This is a genomic window from Leptolyngbya sp. FACHB-541, assembly GCF_014695875.1.
In the GTDB taxonomy this organism is placed as follows: Bacteria; Cyanobacteriota; Cyanobacteriia; order Elainellales; family Elainellaceae; genus JAAUTN01.
The window spans coordinates 1-20403 of the sequence record NZ_JACJPC010000136.1 but is presented as its reverse complement, the minus strand read 5'-3'; the positions used below and the strand labels follow the sequence as shown (position 1 = coordinate 20403).

19 protein-coding genes, 1 tRNA gene and 3 pseudogenes are annotated in these 20403 nt (G+C 48.9%); 15 read left to right on the top strand and 8 right to left on the bottom strand.

Annotated elements, in window-relative coordinates; genetic code table 11:
- Nucleotides 1-113: pseudogene (locus H6G00_RS30360) on the bottom strand (photosystem II D2 protein (photosystem q(a) protein)); the annotation flags it as partial.
- Nucleotides 114-507: 394 nt separating this feature from the next.
- Here H6G00_RS30360 and H6G00_RS30355 point away from each other — a divergent pair.
- The 6 genes from H6G00_RS30355 (at nucleotide 508) to H6G00_RS30330 (ending at nucleotide 5703) form a co-directional block, all read left to right on the top strand.
- The gene (locus H6G00_RS30355; protein ID WP_190799564.1) at nucleotides 508-774 is read left to right on the top strand and encodes a hypothetical protein; all 267 of its coding nucleotides are present in this window, start codon (nucleotides 508-510) and stop codon (nucleotides 772-774) included.
- 107 nt (nucleotides 775-881) lie between these two features.
- The gene (locus tag H6G00_RS30350) at nucleotides 882-1568 is read left to right on the top strand and encodes an energy-coupling factor ABC transporter ATP-binding protein (RefSeq protein ID WP_190641016.1); all 687 of its coding nucleotides are present in this window, start codon (nucleotides 882-884) and stop codon (nucleotides 1566-1568) included.
- Between the two features lie 126 nt (nucleotides 1569-1694).
- Nucleotides 1695-2246, top strand: coding sequence for an NYN domain-containing protein (locus H6G00_RS30345; RefSeq protein ID WP_190679432.1), 552 nt, complete (start codon nucleotides 1695-1697; stop codon nucleotides 2244-2246).
- Nucleotides 2247-2360: 114 nt separating this feature from the next.
- Nucleotides 2361-2432: transfer RNA gene (locus tag H6G00_RS30340), tRNA-Asn, on the top strand.
- A 55-nt stretch (nucleotides 2433-2487) separates the two neighbouring features.
- The gene (locus tag H6G00_RS30335; RefSeq protein ID WP_190679431.1) at nucleotides 2488-3684 is read left to right on the top strand and encodes an aminotransferase class V-fold PLP-dependent enzyme; all 1197 of its coding nucleotides are present in this window, start codon (nucleotides 2488-2490) and stop codon (nucleotides 3682-3684) included.
- 231 nt (nucleotides 3685-3915) lie between these two features.
- Nucleotides 3916-5703: a glycosyltransferase gene (locus H6G00_RS30330; RefSeq protein ID WP_190799563.1), complete on the top strand. Its 1788-nt coding sequence runs from the start codon at nucleotides 3916-3918 to the stop codon at nucleotides 5701-5703.
- Between the two features lie 83 nt (nucleotides 5704-5786).
- Here the strand turns inward: H6G00_RS30330 and H6G00_RS30325 are convergent, their stop codons facing one another.
- Both H6G00_RS30325 and trxA read right to left on the bottom strand, forming a co-directional pair.
- Nucleotides 5787-6422 (bottom strand): adenylate/guanylate cyclase domain-containing protein, encoded by a 636-nt coding sequence (locus H6G00_RS30325; protein ID WP_190799562.1) that lies wholly within the window; start codon nucleotides 6420-6422, stop codon nucleotides 5787-5789.
- Nucleotides 6422-6742 (bottom strand): thioredoxin, encoded by a 321-nt coding sequence (trxA, locus tag H6G00_RS30320; RefSeq protein ID WP_190799561.1) that lies wholly within the window; start codon nucleotides 6740-6742, stop codon nucleotides 6422-6424. The genes H6G00_RS30325 and trxA overlap by 1 nt, the downstream gene beginning before the upstream one ends.
- 181 nt (nucleotides 6743-6923) lie before the next feature.
- Here trxA and fabG point away from each other — a divergent pair, with 181 nt between their 5' ends.
- Nucleotides 6924-7685: a 3-oxoacyl-[acyl-carrier-protein] reductase gene (fabG, locus tag H6G00_RS30315; protein ID WP_190679426.1), complete on the top strand. Its 762-nt coding sequence runs from the start codon at nucleotides 6924-6926 to the stop codon at nucleotides 7683-7685.
- 26 nt (nucleotides 7686-7711) lie between these two features.
- On the opposite strand, the gene H6G00_RS30310 is transcribed toward fabG, so the two are convergent.
- Entirely contained in the window at nucleotides 7712-7939 is a 228-nt protein-coding gene (locus H6G00_RS30310; protein ID WP_190799560.1) for a hypothetical protein, read from the bottom strand.
- A 130-nt stretch (nucleotides 7940-8069) separates the two neighbouring features.
- Nucleotides 8070-8994: pseudogene (locus H6G00_RS36895) on the bottom strand (DUF4351 domain-containing protein).
- Between the two features lie 80 nt (nucleotides 8995-9074).
- On the opposite strand from H6G00_RS36895, the gene H6G00_RS30300 reads away from it, so the two are divergent.
- The 3 genes from H6G00_RS30300 (at nucleotide 9075) to groL (ending at nucleotide 12789) form a co-directional block, all read left to right on the top strand.
- The gene (locus tag H6G00_RS30300; protein ID WP_190799559.1) at nucleotides 9075-9452 is read left to right on the top strand and encodes a DUF423 domain-containing protein; all 378 of its coding nucleotides are present in this window, start codon (nucleotides 9075-9077) and stop codon (nucleotides 9450-9452) included.
- 146 nt (nucleotides 9453-9598) lie between these two features.
- A complete protein-coding gene (locus H6G00_RS30295; protein ID WP_190799558.1) occupies nucleotides 9599-10984 on the top strand; it encodes a WD40 repeat domain-containing protein in 1386 nt (461 codons plus the stop codon).
- A 128-nt stretch (nucleotides 10985-11112) separates the two neighbouring features.
- Nucleotides 11113-12789: a chaperonin GroEL gene (gene groL, locus H6G00_RS30290; protein WP_190799557.1), complete on the top strand. Its 1677-nt coding sequence runs from the start codon at nucleotides 11113-11115 to the stop codon at nucleotides 12787-12789.
- Nucleotides 12790-12963: 174 nt separating this feature from the next.
- Here the strand turns inward: groL and H6G00_RS30285 are convergent, their stop codons facing one another.
- The 3 genes from H6G00_RS30285 to H6G00_RS30275 all read right to left on the bottom strand — a co-directional run bounded on the left by H6G00_RS30285 (nucleotide 12964) and on the right by H6G00_RS30275 (nucleotide 15039).
- Nucleotides 12964-14238: an MFS transporter gene (locus H6G00_RS30285; protein ID WP_347278244.1), complete on the bottom strand. Its 1275-nt coding sequence runs from the start codon at nucleotides 14236-14238 to the stop codon at nucleotides 12964-12966.
- Nucleotides 14239-14302: 64 nt separating this feature from the next.
- Nucleotides 14303-14743 carry a hypothetical protein gene (locus tag H6G00_RS30280; protein ID WP_190799566.1) on the bottom strand — a complete coding sequence of 147 codons (441 nt, stop codon included), beginning with the start codon at nucleotides 14741-14743 and terminating at the stop codon, nucleotides 14303-14305.
- Complete coding sequence (locus H6G00_RS30275; RefSeq protein WP_190799556.1) at nucleotides 14728-15039, bottom strand: hypothetical protein; 312 nt, start codon at nucleotides 15037-15039, stop codon at nucleotides 14728-14730. Before H6G00_RS30275 ends, H6G00_RS30280 begins: the two co-directional genes overlap by 16 nt.
- Before the next feature lie 1187 nt (nucleotides 15040-16226).
- Between H6G00_RS30275 and H6G00_RS30270 the strand changes: the two genes are divergently transcribed.
- The 5 genes and pseudogenes from H6G00_RS30270 to H6G00_RS30250 all read left to right on the top strand — a co-directional run bounded on the left by H6G00_RS30270 (nucleotide 16227) and on the right by H6G00_RS30250 (nucleotide 20336).
- Nucleotides 16227-16598: a roadblock/LC7 domain-containing protein gene (locus tag H6G00_RS30270; protein WP_190645543.1), complete on the top strand. Its 372-nt coding sequence runs from the start codon at nucleotides 16227-16229 to the stop codon at nucleotides 16596-16598.
- Nucleotides 16599-16691: 93 nt separating this feature from the next.
- Nucleotides 16692-17048, top strand: a pseudogene (locus H6G00_RS30265) (roadblock/LC7 domain-containing protein); the annotation flags it as partial.
- A gap of 205 nt (nucleotides 17049-17253) precedes the next feature.
- Complete coding sequence (locus tag H6G00_RS30260) at nucleotides 17254-17868, top strand: ATP/GTP-binding protein (protein ID WP_190799555.1); 615 nt, start codon at nucleotides 17254-17256, stop codon at nucleotides 17866-17868.
- Between the two features lie 5 nt (nucleotides 17869-17873).
- The gene (locus H6G00_RS30255; protein WP_190799554.1) at nucleotides 17874-18425 is read left to right on the top strand and encodes an ATP/GTP-binding protein; all 552 of its coding nucleotides are present in this window, start codon (nucleotides 17874-17876) and stop codon (nucleotides 18423-18425) included.
- A 30-nt stretch (nucleotides 18426-18455) separates the two neighbouring features.
- On the top strand, nucleotides 18456-20336 hold the full coding sequence (locus H6G00_RS30250) for a tetratricopeptide repeat protein (protein WP_190799553.1): 1881 nt from the start codon (nucleotides 18456-18458) through the stop codon (nucleotides 20334-20336).
- Nucleotides 20337-20403 lie beyond the last annotated feature (67 nt).

The window sequence follows — 20403 nt, the reverse complement described above, 5'->3', positions numbered from 1 at the left end:
AAGAGCAAAAGACCAGACCAGCCGATGAAGACGAATCTGTCGCGCTTGAGCCAGTCGTCGAGGACGTCAAACCATCCTCGTTCCGCTTGGGCGCGCCCCATTGCTATGGTCATAGCGCAGATCTCCAAAAAGTTATAACTACAGAAATGAGTTCAAGCTCACTTCTACGATTTTCAGCCCTGTAGAAATTTATATAGACACAGAGCAGAAAATGCGATCGAATGTGAACACAGTTTACTTTTCTTTACTGTGTGATTAATTATATCGATACTTTCTCATTTTTTTCACCCCCCTTTCTAAGTTTTAGACTGCTCTATTGCTGGTAGGCGGAAGAACAGAGGCAATTTTCAAGGATGTTTGGCAAGATTAGAATTTTTTAAAGTTTCAAATTTACTGAGAGATTTTGCTGGAGATGGGAAGGTTGGGCGATCGCTCAACCCGGTTCGTGGATTCATCTGAGATACTGAGAATTAGTTCTTGCATAACTGCATTTGAGTTCTAAACCCCATGTTCATTATTGATTTGACTTTGAAGAATACGCCGGTCACGCTGTCGGTGCAGCGGAAGTCGGTGGATGACGCTAAGACTGTTTATCAGGAAGTTCTAGACGCGATTCGCTCTGGCAATCCGGTCATTTTGGAACTGACCTGTGAGCAGATGCCTGACAAAACAGTCGGCGTGTTGGTGAGCGAGATCTCAGCGGTGCAGATTTCCGAAAAGTCCAGCACTACAGCCGCTTCGGGCAGACCTCCTGGCTTTGCATTTGCAGGTTAAGTGTTTTGCTGAAGGATCTTTAAGTTACGAGTGTGAGTAGGGTGGGCATTGCCCACCCTACGTATATTTTTCGGCTAAGTTTTAGTGGTCATTTTACTGTCAGCGCTATGACTGAACCTGCGATCGCCGTTCGCGACCTTTGCTTTCACTGGTCAACTGGAGTGCCAGTTCTGCAATCTTGCTCTTTGGAAGTGCCTAAAGGCGGGTTTTGGATGCTGCTTGGCAACAACGGCAGCGGCAAATCAACTTTGCTGAAAATTCTGTCGGGTTTGCTGCATCCTCAGTCTGGTGAAATAGGGGTGTCGCCTCCAGTCGGGTTCGTATTTCAAAACCCTGACCATCAGCTGGTGATGCCGACGGTAGGTGCAGATGTAGCGTTTGGTTTGGTTGAGGAAAATTTGCCGATTGCCCAAATTCGACAGCGGGTGGCAGAAGCTCTAACTGCCGTTAACTTGCTCAGCCTCCAACGGCGACCGATCTATGCCTTGAGTGGTGGACAAAAGCAGCGAGTCGCAATTGCGGGGGCGATCGCCCGCCATTGCGAAGTTCTACTGTTAGATGAACCAACTGCTCTACTCGACCCCGATAGTCAGCTTGACTTGGTGGCTCAAGTTCAGCAACTTGTTAAAAGCCGAGAGCTAACCGCTCTTTGGGTAACACACCGCCTAGACGAACTCAATTTTTGTGATGGAGCATTTTTACTGGAGCAGGGTCGGGTAGTTGATCAGGGCGACCCGATGCGGCTAAAGCAACGCCTGATCCAAAGTCAGGGAGTGAAGTATGAGGGAATCTAGGGTAAGCATTTGAATTTGTGTTCAATCGTTTACACAATGTAATAGAGCTACCCGCTATATTGGAACTATTAAGTAAACATTAACTGCTTAACTGCCGTTTTACTTTGAAATTTTGGGTGTTTGACCATGCCACGCCCCTCAACACAAGCAATTTTACTGGTGGATGGCTACAACATCATTGGAGCCTGGTCTACGTTGCAGCAGGTTCGGGACACGGAAGGCTTGGAAGCAGCAAGGCGCAAGTTAGCCGAGTCGCTAGTGGGCTACAGCGCTTTCCAAGGGTTTGACACACACATTGTTTTTGATGCTCAGTATCAAGGCAGTCCCGGTAGCCGGGAGATGATGACTCAAAACCTTTCAATCTGCTACACCGATCACAAGCAAACAGCTGACACCTATATTGAAAAAACCTGTGCCCTATTTCGTAACGACTTACGAAAGTTTGAGCAGCGGCTGATTGTGGCCACGTCCGATCGGGCACAGCAGCTTACGGTAGTTGGATTTGGGGCAGAATGGATGTCGGCGCAGCGGCTATTGGCTGATGTCGAGTTGGCAGCTCTCAAGGTCCGCCGAAAGCAACGAGGGGGGAAGGGGCGATCGCCCAACCGTTTCCTCTCCAGTTCCCTTGATCCAGTAGCCCAACAGCGGCTAGCTCGGATGCGATTAGGGTTAGAATAAGTGACTGAGTTGCAAAAACTCAGGTTAGCCAAAGCAAGGCAAGGCAGAAAGCAAAAAAAGTTTGTATTAGAGCTTGCCAAAATGCCTGGTTAATCGATACTATGAAATACGCGTTCCTCAGTAGCTCAGTGGTAGAGCGATCGACTGTTAATCGATTGGTCGCAGGTTCGAATCCTGCCTGGGGAGTTTAGATAAATCTTGTTAATTCGCTAGATTGGTTGCAGTTTTCAGGCTGCAACCCATGCATTCGACTTCTCATTCAGTTTCCAGACCTGCTGCTTCTGAGTACTCAAAATTTTGGTCACTCGATCCGGCAGTCACGTTTTTGAATCACGGCTCATTCGGAGCTTGTCCCGTTGCGGTCTTGGAGCAGCAGCGATCGCTCCAACAGCAGCTAGAGCAGCAGCCCCTACGCTTCATGGTCAAAGAATTAGAACCGTTGCTTGACCAGTCACGAGCTGCCTTGGCAAACTTTGTTGGCGCAGAGGTAGACGATCTGGTGTTTGTCCAAAATGCCACGACCGGCATCAATACGGTGTTGCGATCGCTCTCCTTTCAGCCTGAGGACGAGCTTTTAACCACAAATCAGGAGTACAATGCCTCGCGAAATGCTCTGAACTTCGTTGCGGAGCGATCGGGAGCGACTGTGGTTGTGGCAGATATTCCCTTTCCAATTGCTTCCTCAGATCAGGTTGTTGAAGCAGTCTTAGCCAAAGTTTCACCTCGGACAAAGCTAGTTCTGCTGGATCACGTCGTGAGCCAGACTAGCCTGGTATTACCGATTCAAATCTTGGCGCAGCAACTCTCCGCACGAAGAATTGAGCTGCTGGTAGATGGTGCCCACGCGCCGGGAATGATTCCGCTGAATCTGGCAGAATTGGGCGCAACCTACTACACCGGGAACTGCCACAAATGGCTGTGTGCACCTAAAGGCAGCGCTTTTTTGTATGTGAGACGCGATCGACAGCACGCTATTCGTCCGCTTACCATCAGTCATGGAGCCAATTCACCGCGCACGGATCGATCTCGCTTTCATCTGGAATTTGACTGGGCGGGAACAGGCGATCCAACTGCCTATCTCTGTGTTGCAGAAGCGCTGCGGTTTATGGGCTTAATTCTGCCGGGAGGCTGGACGGAACTGATGGCACACAATCGAAATTTGGCGATCGCAGCTCAGAAAACGCTCTGTCAGTCCTTAGAAATTGCTCCACCCTGCCCTATTGAGATGGTTGGCTCAATAGCAACCGTGCCGCTGCCCGACGGCGACTGGGAACCGCTGTATGAAGCGTTGGGCGATCGCTTTCACATTGAAGTTCCAATTATTCCCTGGTATCCCTCTAGTAAACGATTAATTCGTGTCTCAGCTCAGATCTACAACCATCTGGCAGAATACAATTACCTGGCAGATGCACTCTTGATTCTGCTAAAAGAGCTGTAAACGAAGCGGAACGTTAAAAGATTTAGCCCGTTTAGCAATGGCTTTTATCGCTGGTTAAAGTCATCTACCGCAAATATTTCAATGCAGAAAGTGTTGAGATCCTTGCTATTCATGCCATCCTGACAGCAGCAGTATCTCGCCAGGTTGAAAGTTGAAGCAGTTCAAAACAGACTTAAATCTGCATCAGCTAGACCTTCGGATTACAAAAGTTGTGTTTTGCAGAGTTGCCTGATGTGGTGCAAGTTGAATGCCTTAAGTCAACGTTGGTGGTTTCACCCTCTGTTGTTGCTGGTCTGGATGACCCTTGGAATAGGACTACGCTTCACTAATCTGACTGCAAAACCGCTTTGGACAGATGAGTTTTCCACGATTGTTTTCAGCTTGGGACACAGCTTTAAAGCAGTAGCGTTAGATCAAATTGTGACGCTAGATGATTTACTGCAGCCGCTGCAAGTTGAACCTCAAGCTGGAATTAGACAGGTTATAGGCAATCTATTAAACGAGAGCAATCACCCACCGCTTTATTTTGTCTTGACCCATTGGTGGCTGCGGTTATGGTCTAGCTCGGAAGGATTGGTTTCAGTTTGGGGAGTGCGATCGCTCTCTGCGCTGTTTGGGGTTGCTGCCATCCCAGCCGTATTTGGTTTAAGCTGGCTAGCCTTCCACTCACGCTTGATTGGGCAAATTGCCGCAGCACTGATGGCTGTTTCTCCATTCGCAGTCTACCTGGCACAAGAGGCGCGACACTACACGCTGCCCGTCTTGTGGGTAATTGCTTCTTTGGGTTGTCTAGTTTTGGCAGCTCGAGCAGTTTACTATCGCACCCCGTTTTCGGTTGGATTGGGGTTGCTTTGGGTTGTAATCAACACCTTGGGCATTGCGACACACTATTTCTTTGTATTCACGATTTGCGCTGAGGCGTTGGTGCTACTCAGCTTGGGGCTGATTCAAAGTTGGCGTGAGCGAGGTGTATGGCAACCTTCTTTCTGGGGACGACTTGGCGGCGTGGCGCTGGGAACGTTGGCAGGAGGACTGATTTGGCTGCCTTTTCTGCAAAGTACTCAGGACACTGGCTTAACCCAGTGGATTTATCGGGGCGATCGCACTGGATTAGCACTCCTAGACCCATTGGGACAGGCTTTAGCGGGATGGATTACGATGCTCTACCTGCTGCCTATTCAGGCAGACACTGAGCTCATCGTCACACTTTCTGGTGCAGCCTTGATCTTGCTGGTGTTGTGGACATTGCCGAAGCTTTACGCTGGCTGCAAGGTGCAGTATACAAAGTCGGAAAAGCGTCTAGCGATGCAGGTTCTAGGCGGATTTGTGGTGAAGGCGATCGCCATTTTTTTAGGCATCACCTATCTGTTTGAAATCGATTTGATGAGCGCGTTTCGTTACAACTTTGCATATTTTCCAGCAGTCATCGTGCTGATTGCTGCTGGACTTGCAGCACTTTGGAGGACTGAGCCAAGGATTCAGCCAAAACCGGGTTGGTTGCCCCGACTGTGGTCAAGTGTTATGTCAGGGGGCAAACGAACCGTAATCTTAATTGGGCTGTTCAGCTTTTTAGGTGGGTTAACGGTGGTGACAAATCTGGGCTACCAAAAAACTCACCGCCCGGATGTGGTAGCGGCAGCTATTCAAGATAGTGCTGAGATTCCTGTGTTGGTGGCGATCGCCCATCGTACGCATGGGCAAACGGGCAGGCTCATGGGAATTGCTTGGGAGCTAAAACACGCCACTGACCCAACCGCCGCAGAGAATACGCAGTTTCTGATGATCAGTCAGGGCAAAAGCCCTAAATTTACGACGACCGTAATGCGCGAGGCGCTGGAGCGATCGCCTCGTCCGCTCAATCTCTGGTTGCTCAACTTTCAGCGTCCAACTGAAACTGAACTGCTTGACTCGTTTCTGCGAAAGCAAAACTGTAATCCAGATGATGACGCAGATTCCGTTGATGGATATAGGTATCAACTGTACCAATGCGAATCAGGTAGCCAGTCAGAATCTACATAATTTCCTTCATCGTTCCAGGACTTGCTTTTGCGTAGAAGTGGAATTCTTAAAGCTTCGCTCAGAGATTGTGTTGAGAAGGTTAATCAGAAGCGATCGCCGCTTCCCTGCCAGAGCCGCTTATGGGTCATCAGTTGAAGCCCAGAAACAGAAAATTCCAGTTCTTCCCAGCGATCGGATGCTGGATCTACTGGATCTATCTGAGTAAATGCTGCCTCTGTGAGTAAGATTTCTCCCGATCGCGCCAGATCTTCCCCCAGCTTTGAAGCAAGATTCATCTCACTGCCATACATGTCGCTATCTTCTACCATCAGCACCTCTCCGTAGCCGATGCCAATACTAGCAAAGAGGTCCAGCGAATCAGGCAAGCCTGTGTTTACCGCTGCTAGCGTTTTCAGCAGATCAACTGCCGCCTCGACTGCCAGCGCTACTGTCGGAAACACCGCAAACAAGTTGTCCGCTTCTTGCTTAATCAACTTACCCTGGTGTTGGTTAATCAGAGGCAAGGCAATGACATGCAGCCGATGCATCATCGCTAGAAAGTGAATGATTCCATAACGCACCGTCAGCCTTGAAAAGCCCGACATGTCCAACACCAAAACAGCATGAGTTTGGGAAAACGCCCTATGAATAGCAGCATCAATCTCTGCTGCTTTTTCGGGATGCTCATTGCGAGTTTGCAGCAGGCGATCTAACTCAGCCCTGGTATTGAGAGAAGCCATTACTCGACCAAAGTTTTTAATCGTTGAATCAGGCGATCGGCGGGCATCACACCCTCAATTCGCTCAACGGGTTCCCCCTGCTTAAACAGCACCAGCGTCGGCAGGGCATGAATTTGATACTGGGTCGCCAAAGCAGGATAGTTGTCGGTGTTGATTTTTACGACCTTGAGCTGTTGTCCCATTTGAGCGTTTACTTGCTCTAAAATTTTTGCCATCATCTGGCAGGGACCACACCAGGGCGCATAGAAATCTACCAACAGCGGCACGTCTGAACCGGAGAGCATTTCCTCAAAGCTACCGAACTGCTTCTTGGTCGCCATATTGCTATAGGGTTGATAAACAGAATTTGGTTTTGATGGCTCGATCCTAGTGCAAATTTTGGGGAGTCGGTAAGGATACCCCAAATGCCTTAATATGGTCTAGCAATTTTAATCGGTCATAGCTCGACAATCGCTTGGCGATTCTCTATGGCTCAGCATTCTGCGACAAGAGGTACAGGTTATGGCAGCATCCCTAGATTCCCAACGGCTCAAAGATCAGGTGGCAATTGTTACGGGTGCCTCGCGAGGCATTGGGCGGGCGATCGCCCTGGCATTGGCGGCAGAAGGAGCTAATGTAGCAGTGAATTATGCGAACTCAAGCAAAGCTGCCGATGAGGTCGTTGCAGAAATTACGGGAATGGGAGGAGGGGCGATCGCTCTGCAAGCCGATGTCTCCCAAGCCGACCAGGTTGATACTCTGGTCAATGCCGTCATGGAAAAATGGGGGCGAATCGACGTATTGGTGAACAATGCCGGAATCACTCGCGACACGCTGCTGCTGCGAATGAAGCCCGAAGACTGGCAAGCTGTGATCAACCTCAACCTGACCGGCGTTTTTCTCTGCACCAGAGCAGTCAGCAAAATTATGCTGAAGCAAAAGTCAGGTCGGATTGTGCAGATTTCTTCTGTATCAGGTTTGATGGGCAACCCGGGACAGGCAAACTACGCAGCCGCTAAAGCAGGGGTGATTGGCTTTTCCAAAACCGTTGCAAAGGAGCTATCCAGCCGAGGCATTACGGTCAACGTGGTTGCTCCCGGCTTCATTGAAACCGACATGACCCAGGATGTTAAAGCTGAGGAAATTCTCAAATATATTCCCCTTGGTCGCTATGGCAAGCCAGAGGAAGTTGCCGGATTGGTCCGTTTCCTAGCTGCTGATCCTGCCGCTGCCTATATCACCGGGCAAACCATGAACGTGGATGGTGGCATGGTGATGGACTAATGGTGAAAAATGTGCCCAAAATCTATTCAGTGAACAGCGTCGCAGATACCCGTTTCACCAAGCACAGAACCACTATGGCAAGCCTGTTCAGTCCCAACTCCGTCGAGTGGCTCCCATCCTGCACAGGAGGTCGCTTCAGCAAACGTTCCTGCTGGGTCATGTTTCCAGTTGCGAACTTTGCGAACGTCTTTATAGAGATAAAACAGTCCTAACACGGGAAATAGCCCGATAACGGTAAGCCAGAGGATGTGCATAACTTTGAAACGCTAAAGTTGTGTGGATATCGGGAAAATCGCTAAAGGTGAAGCATTCACTCTTGATTATTCTAGCGATCGCCCAATTAACAGAACCCATTCTGTCTGCACTGGTGAATCCTGCACAGGCTCAGGAGCGGCGATTCAACCAATCCATCAAGTCAGCTTTAGTGGAGAAATCTAAAAGGGCTTCTGCCAGATCTTCTAGTTGGGCGATCGAAAGCTGACGCAAACATTCCTGCAATGCAGCATCCACAGCCCCAAACTTACGGGACAGTAGACGGCTAATTACAGCTATCTCCCCTTCTTGCCGTCCTTGCTCCAGTCCTCGCTCTATTCCTTCTTGCATCCAGCTGGTAACGATTTCCATAACTTCCTCCCGCTGCTGTCTTGGGTTAATCCTATCAAGCTCGTTCTGAAACTGCTGCTGTTCTGAAGGGTTCAGACGTAGATAAACATCAATGAAGCCAGAGATTAGCTGCATTCGGGCTGGATCTAAGCGCAGGGTTGCCAGCAAAGCAGACATTCGAGCTTAACTTTGGGGCGTTCTGCTTGAGGGATTCTCATTTTTGCCATGAGCGCACTAGCAACAGGATTAGGCTGGCGAACGAAGTCGCGCCAGTCAAGCGATTAAGTTGAATGACTTCGTAGTTGAACTGCAACACCAGTTTGTTGGGGAATGTGACTTCAAAGCGATCGCCCTCTGCCCGGTACGGTTCGTCAAACGAAAAGACGACAATTGGGTAAATGGGCAAGCGATATTTCTGATAGAGCCTCGCAAAATAGTTGAACATTCGCTGCCCGAAGTTTGATTCAGCGTAAGACTGATGCTCAGTGTGAATTAGAAAACAGGAGTCTTCTCCTCTAAAGTTGGCTTGGACGAGCAGGTCAGCTTCGTGGCGATCGCCCTCCGTCACATCAGTGAACACTTCTGTATTTAAGAAAGTCAGAGAATTTGGCTCCAAGTAAGCGCTGACCTCCGGCAGAAACAGGTCAATGAATTCCACAAAGAAAGTAGAGAGCAATTCTTTGAATAAGCGATCATGATCAATCATGGTGGGGCGATCGCTCCAAACCGATTCATTCCTAAATCCGATTCACCATCCTATGCAGTTTTTGGAGCTATTGGGCAATCATGAGTCAAATTTTCTTGGCGATCGCTTCCATTCTTGGCGGCACTTCAGTTGCGGCTGGTGCTTTTGCCTCCCATGCACTGAAAGAGAAACTGAGCGATCGCGCCCTAGAAATCTTTGAGACTGGGGCACGTTACCAGATGTATCATGCGCTGGCGTTGCTATTGGTGACGCTGTTGCTGCTGCGGGCTGAGACAAATCAATCTCTTTTAACCGCATCGGGGATCGCTTTCATTGCCGGAGTCGCAATTTTTTCGGGCAGTCTTTACGCCTTGAGCCTTTCTGGAATCAAGTGGTTGGGAGCAATTACGCCCTTAGGAGGCGTTGCCTTTTTAATCGGTTGGGGATGTTTGGCGATCGCCTCCTGGGGATTGAAGTAAGCAATACCGCCCGTCATGCCAGTTGTGGTTCTGCCATATTTAGGAGAGCGATCGCACAACTTCTCGCCATCATTGGATGAGGGACTGCACTTAGGATGCATCTCTATTCAAATGTTATGGCTACTATTTGCTACGGCTACTGATTTATGCGTTTTGCGATCGCCTCTTTTACCTTTTTCGCCCTGTTTGCTGCAATTCCTGCTTCAGCGCTAACCCTTCAGCCACATAGTTCATCTCAACCCGGCCCGACGACTACCATAGTCCAGGCAGATCAATTAGATACCTGGGAGAACGCTCAACTGAGCTATGAGATTGACCTAGAAAGCCAGGTCTATCCAGGTACAGTTTGTCCGGTTTATCCCAGCAGAATGGCCGTTAGTCCTGATAGTCAAACGCTTGCGGTCAGCAGCATTAGTCGGGAGCGTTCCTGTAGCAATGACCCCAGTAGCACCCTGACGCTGTGGAATCTGCAAACGGGAGAAAAGACAGCCACGCTGGTTCAAGGTACTGCCGATGAATGGGTTTCTCCTAATGGTGACATTCAAGAACCAGGTTCGCTGGTCAATATTCATTTAATGGGAGATGTGGTTCACGCGATCACCTTTACACCCGATGGCGAAACTGTTGCGGCAGGTATGTCCGATCGCACTGTAAAGCTATGGAATGCCAGAACGGGTGAGGCAATTCGCACGTTGAGCGGACATCAGTATGCGGTTCATGCGATCGCCATTAGCCCCGACGGTCAAACCCTTGCCAGCGGCAGTTCTGACCTGACTGTGAAATTGTGGAACCTTAACACTGGTGAAGTGCGCCGCACCCTCAGCTTGGGAATGCAACCCGGACAAGACAAAATTCAAACGGTTGCTTTTAGCCCAGATGGACAAAGCCTCGTCAGCGTTCTCCATGACAGTAACGCTCTGCAACTGTGGAATATAGATGGACAACCGATTCGCCAGTTGTCTCAAAGCAGAACCGACACGGATAACGGTCGTCGCATCCCATTTGCTTTTCACCCTAGCGGAATTCGGCTTGCCTCTGGGTTGACGCAAATCATTGCTACTGTTGACCCTGATAACACCATCAAACTGTGGAATACCCGAACTGGTGCACGAGTCGTAACTCTCACCGGACACATAGGTGGTATCCGCTCGTTAACCTTTAGCCCGGATGGAAGAACTCTAGCAAGCTGGAGCGAAGACGGCACAGTAAAACTTTGGAGTATGCGATCGCTACAACTGGAACGCACAATGCCGATCAATCAAGGACTAACTACCGCACCGCCGCCGTTTGGCGATCGCCTCCTCTTTAGCCCTGACGGTCAAACCCTTGCCGCTGATGCCCTGGTTGCATCGACTGAGAATACTCCTTCCTACGACCTCTCGCCTTACAGCGTCAGACTGTTCAACATCACAACTGGAGAGAGCCAGCAGGCTTTCCCAGATCTCTATTCAGGTGTTCCCTTTCACTTCACCGCTGATGGAGAGCGATTTATTGCGGTCGCTGGCTCAACAATTCAAGTTTGGCAGCGATAGATAACGAGCCTCCCTTGGCAAGTCGTGAATTCCGCCATTGTTTGAGAGAAACTGATCGTTAGCAATCTCCATCAGAGAGTGCTAAATTCTGGAAGGAGAACTCAGATAGAGAAACTGAGAGACAGGCAATGGCAAAATTTGTTGTATTTGATGAAGAATCTCGGCAAGCGCTAGAACGAGGCGTAAATGCCCTTGCTGACGCGGTGCGAATCACGCTCGGACCTAAAGGTCGAAACGTGGTGCTAGAGAAGAAGTATGGCGCACCCCAGATTGTCAACGACGGCATCACGATCGCCAAGGAAATCGAATTAGAAGATCCGCTAGAAAACACAGGCGCTCAACTGATTCGGGAAGTTGCCTCTAAAACCAAGGATTTGGCGGGAGACGGTACAACCACCGCTACCGTTTTGGCTCAGGCAATGATTCGGGAAGGCTTGAAAAACGTTGCAGCAGGAACGAACCCGGTTAGCTTACGACGCGGCATCGAGAAAACGATCGCCCAGATTGTCAGAGAAATTGAGGCAATTGCCAAGCCGATTGAGGGAAATGCGATCGCCCAGGTTGCTGCCGTATCCGCAGGCAGTGATGAAGAAGTCGGCGCGATGATTTCCGAAGCAATGGATAAGGTCGGCAGAGATGGCGTAATTACCGTCGAAGAATCTAAATCTTTAGCAACCGAACTGGAAACAGTTGAGGGAATGCAGATCGACCGGGGTTACATCTCACCCTACTTTGTAACTGATAGTGAGCGGATGATCTGTGAGCTTGAAAACGCTCGAATTCTGCTTACCGACAAAAAAATCAGCACTATTCAAGACCTAGTGCCTGTCTTAGAAAAAATTGCCCGTTCTGGTCAACCGCTATTGATCATTGCAGAAGACGTAGACGGTGAAGCCTTAGCAACATTGGTTGTTAACCGCTTGCGTGGAGTACTAAACGCTGTCGCGATCAAAGCACCTGGTTTTGGCGAACGTCGCAAAGCGATGCTGCAAGACATCGCCGTCCTCACCGGTGGACAAATGATTTCTGAGGAAATCGGGTTGAGCCTGGACACTGCCAGCCTTGAAATGTTGGGAACTGCCCGCAAGCTGACGATCACCAAAGACAGCACCACGATCGTTGCTGAAGCTGCTAATAAAGCTGATCTGGACAAGCGCATCGCTCAAATTCGTCAGGAACTAGCTCGCACTGAATCTGACTACGACAAAGAAAAGCTGCAAGAGCGGTTGGCAAAACTGTCTGGTGGCGTTGCTGTGATCAAAGTTGGAGCTGCCACAGAAACTGAACTTAAAGATCGCAAACTGCGAATCGAAGATGCGCTCAACGCAACCAAAGCAGCCGTTGAAGAAGGAATCGTTCCGGGTGGTGGCACAACCTTGATTCACCTGGCTCAGAAAGTGCAGCAGGACTTCAGGAACAGCTTGAACGTTGAAGAAAGGATCGGGGCAGACATCGTAATCAAAGCCCTGGAAGCCCCATTGCGTCAAATTGCAGACAATGCTGGAGCTGAAGGTTCCGTAATTGTCGAGAAGGTCCGTGATTTGGATTTCAACGTTGGCTACAATGCTCTGACGGGCGAATTTGAAGACCTAGTTGCAGCCGGAATCATCGACCCCGCAAAGGTGGTACGTTCTGCTCTGCAAGATGCGGGTTCCGTTGCTGGCATGGTCATCACCACTGAAGCGCTCGTCGTCGAAAAACCAGAACCTAAATCTGCGGCTCCTGCCGATGGTGGCATGGGTGGTATGGGCGGCATGGGCGGCATGGGCGGCATGGGTGGTATGGGCGGCATGGGTATGATGTAATGTTGCGCTCCCCCAAATAAGCCTACATATTTTGAAGCGTGTCCCGCTTAAGTGGGACACGCTTCAAAATATGTAGGCTCATGTAGAAACGGCGTTATACCGTTTTTACAAAAACGAGCTACAGATAGAAGGGCACCCCGCTTCTATCTGTAGCTTTAATTTTTAGAAGTGGCATTACATACAAACGCAATAGCGGAAGATAATCGAGATGACGATCGCAAATCCAACTCCTACGAAGAAGACACTGTTAATCCCTCCTATTGCAAAGGCGAGTCCCATCAGTACGGGTCCTAGTGTTTGACCAACGCCAAAAAAAGTGCCGTTAACTGACATTACAGTCGCCAAATATTGCCTCGGCGATAGCTCTGCTAGGAGGGACTGAATACTGGGGAAGCTAAGTCCTAACCCCACTCCAAAAAGCGTAGTTGGAATCAGCAACAGCAAAAGATTGGGCATAAATGGAACCAGCAGCAGCGCCAGTCCATAAAACCCAAATGAAATCCTGATCAGGGTTTGAGGTGAAAAGCGTCTTGCTAAATTACCGACTTGAGAAGACGTAAGGGCGATCGCTACCGAAACGCTAGAGAGCATCAGCCCAATCGTAAAAGTAGGGGTTTGAAATGATTCCTCGATCAGTTGCGGCAAGTAGGTAACATAAGCCCCATAGAGCAGCACAAAATTGGCAGCGCTAGCTAGAAACAACCCAAGAATTTGGCGATTTCTCAGCACGATCAGGGCATTTTGCAGGTATTCCCGCAAATTTAGCCGAGTTTTTGGCTCAGGATTGTGCAGCGCAAATAAAACCAGCAGTCCCACTGGAATCGCCAAAATCGGCAGCGCAAACGGATAGTACCAGCCCATACTGGCTAGTGCACCGCCAATGATCGGGTAGCTAGCTGTTCCTATGCTGGTGACGCTGGAGCTATAGCCCAGTGCCATAGTGCGTCTATCTCCCGAATATAAATCACCAATTAATGTAATGCTGAGCGACAGTAACGACGCTGCCCCAATACCTTGAAGCAAGCGAAGAAACAGCAGCAGATTAAAGTCACGGGCAAAAGCACAGGCTGTCCCCGCAATGCCAAACAGCAGCAGAGACGGAACTAGAATCTTTCGTCTACCAAACTGATCAGCTAGAAAGCCTAAAACTGGACCTAAAACTACTGTAGGAAAGGTAAAGACGGTGACTAGCAACCCAATGTTTTGGGGTGGCACCTCCAGCGCTTCAGCCAGCTGAGGAAACGTTGGCGTGACACTAGAGACTCCCAGAATAGCAATCAGGGCGATCGCAAAAATGATTAAAAGATTTTGATCGCCGAGCAGCCCTTTTGGAGTTTGAGGAGTGTTGTCTGGAGGAGTATTGCCCGGAGCATTGTTTGCGGTAGGCTGCAAAATTGAACTCCCTTTTAGGTAAGTCGGACAAGGAGTCAGGCGATTGCCATGACTCACTCATCTTAGAGTAATGACCTTAGAGAGGAGCGACCTTGGAAAAGCGATCGCTTTTGCTTCACCCTCACTCCCCATCGTCCAACGGCAACGGCTTGTTTTTATTAGAACTTGGGGTTTGCTTACGCTTGGGCTTCATGTTGTTTAAAGACTCAGAAGCAGCCTGGTCTAGTAGTTTCCTGAGTTCGTAGTCAGGCAAGCTTACAGACGCAGAAGCCGCACGAGGGACTTCATCTCGCTGGGAGGAAATGGCTCCTTTAGGTTTATCCGTCCATCCGCACTTAATGCAAATCTGTCGTCCAGATGACTTCAACGGCGGTCCGAGTCGGCTGTTGCATTTTGGACAGGTTTCCTGATGAGAAGAAGGGAGCAGGCTGGAGGCTTGAGTCGGTTGGGGTGGCAAGGGTTCAACAGATATTGCCTCTGTAAAAGTCGCTTCTGAATCGGGAGTATGGGTTGGATATGCCTCCTGAGGTGAGAGCGATCGCTTACTCAGGAGGCGATCCACTTTCCCTCCAAATCTTCCATCCTGCTGCTGACCACCTCTAAAGCACTAATGCGGGTAACTAGCTCCGTCAAATCCTCAACGGTGACCAATCGGGAAGAGGCAAGTTGAGCAGGTTCATCCTCTAGCAGGCGTTGAAGTGCCTCCAAAATTACCTCATTGTGATCTTGACCCAGCCGACTAGCACGCCGCTTGATCGCTTTTGCCAAACTCATGGGTAGCTGTATCTTGATGGCTACCTTCTGCTCAGAAATATTTTTGGGTGTGGATTGGTCAGAAGAACCCAGATTATTAGTCATGGAATTTGCAACACAGGCTTGGATTGACGATACATTCTTCTACCATAATGCAATCGTTTCAGATTAGATGATTGAGAAAAAGAGTGAAAACTGCCTCGTTTGCCTGCTCAAAAGCTGCAATACAATCGCTCAATCTGCAACACGTCAAGCTATTAATTAGCAATTTATCTAATCAAAGAAAAGTGCAAGTATTGCAGATCAATTAACTGAATGAATTTAGTAATATAGCCATTTAAACAACCATTGGTTTTTTCATATTAGCTGACCCCAAAGCATAGATTAATCCACGATTTAGTTAAGCCGATTGTTACAAAAGACAAGACATTCAAAGAGCTTACAGTAAAAATCTACTAAGTAAAAGCAAATTAAAAGCCTCTTTTTACAGGAGCAAAGAATCTTCTAAGCCTTGATAAGGCTGAATCGATGTTGATCAACCAGAGTTTTTCCTCATGGAAATTGTGCAACCAAGCTCCGTTAAACAATGTAAATTTATGCTGGAAATTGTTTAATTATCTAAACAAGTCTGCGACTTTGCATTGCCTAATTCATTAATTCAAGCATCCGGATAGATTAGGAATTTCCCGAAAAAGTCATTAATCTTGTGCATTGATTTCTAACTTGTCTGAACGACTAGTTCGTTGTAAAAACCATTAACCGTCTTGAAGAATAAACAAAGTGTCAATTTTTTTAACTCGTGAAAATGGCATCAATGAATGTTTGAACCCTTGACAAAAAGAATACGAAAAAGAGACAAACATTTCTTTGAAAATGCAGACATTAACAAATCTAACTGTTAATAATAAATAGTCACTCCAACTTGAGCAGCATTTGAGAAGGATGCATCACATACATGAAACTTTTTTGCAGCAGTTTCATGAAATGTTTCCAGGATGGGTGATTAGGGTGCTGGCTATCGCGATCGCACTAGCAAATTGAGCTTTACGCACAGATTGAGATTAGTTCTCAACGTGTCATTTCAGCAATAACAATGATCGCTCACGAAGTTGGAAAACAGAAGATAAATAGTTAGCTCAGCTGCAGCCCTTAAAGAAACAGGGTAGAAAGGTTTATTCAAGCGCCTCATTGCTTAGAGCATAGGCTCAACAATATTCGGTTCAGAAGCTGCAGAACCTTCTAATCCAACAATCTCCAACCTCAAGTAGAAATACACAAACAGGCACACAATCATGGCAATCAACACAGAGAAACTAGGGTACATCCTGCAAAATTTTGTATCCACTACGTCTGATGTTCAAGGGGCAGCAATTGTTACTCCTGATGGGCTACCTTTGGCTTCTAATTTGCCTGGTGGAATGGATGAAGAGCGAGTCTCGGCAATGTCTGCTGCAATGCTGTCTTTAGGCGAACGTATCGGTCAAGAATTGGCGAGGGGTGCGATTGATCGTCTGTATGTAGAGGGCAATGAAGGCATCAGCATTTTAACAAGTTGCGGGCAGGATGCAGTCTTCTTGGTACTAGCAGGAAAAGCTGCAAAACAGGGTGTATTGATGCTGGAGATCAAGCGTGCCCTTTCTGATCTCAAACATACTTTGTTCTAAAGGGTAAGGATATTAGAGAACTGAAAAGAACTGACTGATGTAGCTAGAAACCTGGTTTGGCACACCTTTAGAAATTTAGGCAGGAACACAACAATGGCGATCAATACAGAAAGACTTGGGCTAATTCTTCAAAATTTTGTCTCTGCGACCTCTGATGTTCAGGGAGCAGCACTAGTCACACCCGATGGTTTACCTTTAGTCGCCAATTTGCCTGGTGCAATGGATGAGGAGCGAGTTTCGGCGATGTCTGCCGCAATGCTGTCTTTAGGCGAACGCATCGGCAAAGAACTAGCGCGAGGTACGATTGACCGACTTTACGTAGAAGGCGATGAAGGATTTAGCATTTTGACAAGCTGTGGGCAAGATGCCGTCTTTTTGGTGCTAGCAGGAAAGACGGCAAAACAGGGTGTGCTAATGCTGGAAATCAAACGCGCCGTTTCTGATTTAAGAAGTACATTATTCAACGTGGGTCAACCTCGACCCGAATCTTCGATTGGCATGATGTCTCGCGCTCGATCAGCTAGAGCTTAGACAATTCTTAGGCAAGAAATTACCGCATAACTGGCGATGCTTGGGTAAGGGCGAACGCCGTTCGCCCCTACAGAGGTAACTTTCTCAAAGTTGCAAGACTGGAATCTTTTTGTGGAGCAATACCATGAGACTCATGCGTTTGGTCGTAACGGGAACTGCGGGAGCGGGCAAGTCTACTTTTGTCCGCACGGTGAGCGACATTGAGGCGATCGACACCGATCGCGCTGCAACCGATGAAACAGCCCAAATCAAACAGAAAACAACAGTCGCCTTTGACTTTGGTCGGCTCTCGTTTGGTCCCAGATTAGAAATTCACATTTATGGCACTCCGGGGCAATCACGCTTTAACTTCATGTGGGATATTTTGATTCAACGCGCCAATGCCTATGTGCTGCTGGTTGCGGCTCACCGAATTGATGAGTTGGTAAAAGCACGTCAAATCATTGCGTTTATGAATGAACGGGTGCAGATCCCAATGGTGATTGGGCTGACCCATCGGGATTGTCCGGGGGCGCGATCGCCAGAGGAAATTGCAATGCGGCTAGGCTACACCGATTTGAGCAACCTGCCGACGATCGTAACCGTTAACCCCAATGAGAAAAACTCGGTTTTAGAAACGCTCAACGTCATGTTGATGTCCTACCTGATGTCACAGCTTGCGCCGGATTTGAACACTGTTCCAGCTCGGCAAAACTTTGGACAGGAGGAGTATCGACCCAGAGTTCAAATTGTACGGTGATGGGAATGAAAACCTTGCGTTTGGTGGTGACAGGAACGGTGGGAGCGGGCAAATCCACCTTTGTGCAAACGGTGAGTGAGCTTGGCAGTATAGAAACAGATGAAATCGCAACAGACGAAATCGCTGCGCTAAAGAAAACAACGACAGTAGCATTTGACTTTAATCGAATTCAGCTTAATTCTCAGGTCGCTTTGCACATCTACGGTACGCCAGGACAGGTGCGATTTGACTTTATGTGGGAGCTTTTGATTCAACGGGCAGAAGCTTACATCTTGCTGGTCGCAGCCCACCGTCGAGAGGACTTTCAGCCGACTCGTGAAATTATTGCATTTATGCAAAAACGGGTTGAGGTTCCGATGGTGATAGGGCTGACGCACACAGACTGTGCGGGGGCGCTAAGTTCGGAGGAAATACTCACAGGGTTAGGCTATGGTCGGAGCGATCGCCCGCCCGTGGTGGTCGTTAATCCACACCATCGGGCTTCAGTGTTTGCTGCACTGGCGACTTCGGCGGTGCTGTTGACTCCTCACTGGGCGGGGGAACAGTACGTCGGTTAGTGAAAATAAGTCAACAGGGTACGCAGAACGATGATTGGCGATGAGACACGAGCCTCAGCAAAGGCTGAACAGGAGTATGAACTGCATCATCATGACCCAAGAACAGGAACCTGGGGCGATCGCCATGAGATTCGCACATGTCTGCAGACCCTCGGAGTAGAATCTGCCTCGCTACATCAGCTTCCAACGAAGATTACCCACTTTACCGGGCGATCGGTTGAGTTAGAGAAGGCGATCGCGATTCTTCAGCGAGCACAGGGTGAAGGCGATCCCACTCTGTTGACCGTATCCGGAACAGCGGGCGTAGGTAAGTCAGCCTTTGCAATTCATGTTGCTCATTGCATCAAGCACGACCTGTCAGAGATTCAGTTTTATGCAAATTTGCGTGGTACAGAAAATCAACCGCTAGAGCCGCAAGAGGTTTTAAGCAGTTTTTTACAAGCCTTGGGCGTGGGCTACCCGATGGCATCAGCAAGTCTGGCAGAGCAGCAGAGCATTTATCAACTGATGCTGTCTGGAAGACGGGTTTTGATGGTGCTGGATAACGCCCGTGATGCAGCCCAGGTGCAACCCTTGTTGCCCGATAGCCCAACCTGTACAGCAATTGTCACAAGTCGTCAGCGATTGGAACTGCCCGGAACCACGCTAGAGCTAGAACCTTTGCCCCCAGCGGAAGCACTCGAACTGCTGCAAAAAGTAGGGCATGTATCACCAGAACTAACCGCTGCCGAGCAGCTTGTTACGCTTTGCGGTCGGTTGCCTCTGGCACTCAAGATTACTGGTGGCACACTGTGCAACCAAGCTCAGCCACCTGAAAACTATGCAGATCGGCTAGCCGATGAACGCCAGAAACTAGAACAGCTACAGTCTAGCTACTTAGATGTTCGGGCTAGTTTTGCGGTCAGCTATGCCCAACAAGAAAAGGCGATCGCGCGTCTGCTGCGGCTGATCGGGCTGTTGGTGCGCCCCAACCTAACCGCCGCCCTTGTGGCTGCGCTACTGGAATGCGACCTGGAAGCCGCAAACAAAATTCTATCTGCGCTGGTGAGATCAGGGTTGCTAGAGCCTGCCGAGTCGGGCTGCTTTCGGCTGCACGATCTGATTCGCCTATTTGCTAAAGAACAACTTGCCAGAGGCGAATCGGCTGAAATGCGGCGAATCGTTCGCTTAAGAGCAAGCTACTGGTACTGCGAGACAGCTGAATTGCTGGCGTTGGCATTTGACTTGACAGACGAATCCCTTGTCCCGCTGGAGAAGCAAGCATTTAGCCAGGGAGATGATGAGTTACTTAGAACGGTATTGAGTTGGTTTGACCGGGAGAAGCTCAACCTGTTGGCAGCGTTAGAGTGGGCTAACCAAACTCAGGCATGGGAAACTGTGGTGAGATTGGCGCAAAGCTTGACGCGCTGGTTTGAGCTGCGGCATGACTGGAAAAACTGGGAGCAAACCCATCGATTGGCGCTAGAGGCAAGTTGCAAACTGAGCGATCGCCACGCAGAAGCTCAAATCCTCAACAGTCTAGGTAATGCTTACTTTCGTCAAGACCATCGCAAAAAAGCCAGAGAACATTACGAAAAAAGCCTCAGCCTGCTTAGAGAATTGGCCGATGGCTATCAAGAATCTCAAACGCTGACCAATCTTGGACTTCTTTATAAACGAGAAGGCGATGACGAAAAAGCGATCGCCCTCTGGCAAACCGCCCTCAAAGGGTTTCCTACAAATTCGGCTGCTGCTCACCAGTTAGAGTTTTGGTTGCAGTCGCCTCAGGGAATTGCTCTCGATGAGATGCAGCCAGCTATAGAAGCGGGCGATCGTTCCCCTCGTCTTGCAATCCAACAGATTATTGCTGGATGTGCGATAGGAGCGATCGCCCTGCTCGTAGTTCTCGTTCTCCTGATCAGAGGAATTTGACGTAAGGAAGTAACCACCAATTCCAAAAATTAGGGTTACAGATGGAAGGGCACCCCGCTTCGCGGGG

Bases quoted from the DNA above. Each gene is read 5' to 3' on its own strand.
- groL (WP_190799557.1), top strand. From the start codon at position 11,113: ATGGCAAAATTTGTTGTATTTGATGAAGAATCTCGGCAAGCGCTAGAA.
- H6G00_RS30330 (WP_190799563.1), top strand. From the start codon at position 3,916: ATGTGGTGCAAGTTGAATGCCTTAAGTCAACGTTGGTGGTTTCACCCT.
- H6G00_RS30250 (WP_190799553.1), top strand. From the start codon at position 18,456: ATGATTGGCGATGAGACACGAGCCTCAGCAAAGGCTGAACAGGAGTAT.
- H6G00_RS30300 (WP_190799559.1), top strand. From the start codon at position 9,075: ATGAGTCAAATTTTCTTGGCGATCGCTTCCATTCTTGGCGGCACTTCA.
- H6G00_RS30350 (WP_190641016.1), top strand. From the start codon at position 882: ATGACTGAACCTGCGATCGCCGTTCGCGACCTTTGCTTTCACTGGTCA.
- H6G00_RS30275 (WP_190799556.1), bottom strand. From the start codon at position 15,039: ATGACTAATAATCTGGGTTCTTCTGACCAATCCACACCCAAAAATATT.
- H6G00_RS30270 (WP_190645543.1), top strand. From the start codon at position 16,227: ATGGCAATCAACACAGAGAAACTAGGGTACATCCTGCAAAATTTTGTA.
- H6G00_RS30310 (WP_190799560.1), bottom strand. From the start codon at position 7,939: ATGCACATCCTCTGGCTTACCGTTATCGGGCTATTTCCCGTGTTAGGA.
- H6G00_RS30355 (WP_190799564.1), top strand. From the start codon at position 508: ATGTTCATTATTGATTTGACTTTGAAGAATACGCCGGTCACGCTGTCG.
- fabG (WP_190679426.1), top strand. From the start codon at position 6,924: ATGGCAGCATCCCTAGATTCCCAACGGCTCAAAGATCAGGTGGCAATT.
- H6G00_RS30325 (WP_190799562.1), bottom strand. From the start codon at position 6,422: ATGGCTTCTCTCAATACCAGGGCTGAGTTAGATCGCCTGCTGCAAACT.
- H6G00_RS30255 (WP_190799554.1), top strand. From the start codon at position 17,874: ATGAAAACCTTGCGTTTGGTGGTGACAGGAACGGTGGGAGCGGGCAAA.
- H6G00_RS30260 (WP_190799555.1), top strand. From the start codon at position 17,254: ATGAGACTCATGCGTTTGGTCGTAACGGGAACTGCGGGAGCGGGCAAG.
- H6G00_RS30295 (WP_190799558.1), top strand. From the start codon at position 9,599: ATGCGTTTTGCGATCGCCTCTTTTACCTTTTTCGCCCTGTTTGCTGCA.
- H6G00_RS30335 (WP_190679431.1), top strand. From the start codon at position 2,488: ATGCATTCGACTTCTCATTCAGTTTCCAGACCTGCTGCTTCTGAGTAC.
- trxA (WP_190799561.1), bottom strand. From the start codon at position 6,742: ATGGCGACCAAGAAGCAGTTCGGTAGCTTTGAGGAAATGCTCTCCGGT.
- H6G00_RS30345 (WP_190679432.1), top strand. From the start codon at position 1,695: ATGCCACGCCCCTCAACACAAGCAATTTTACTGGTGGATGGCTACAAC.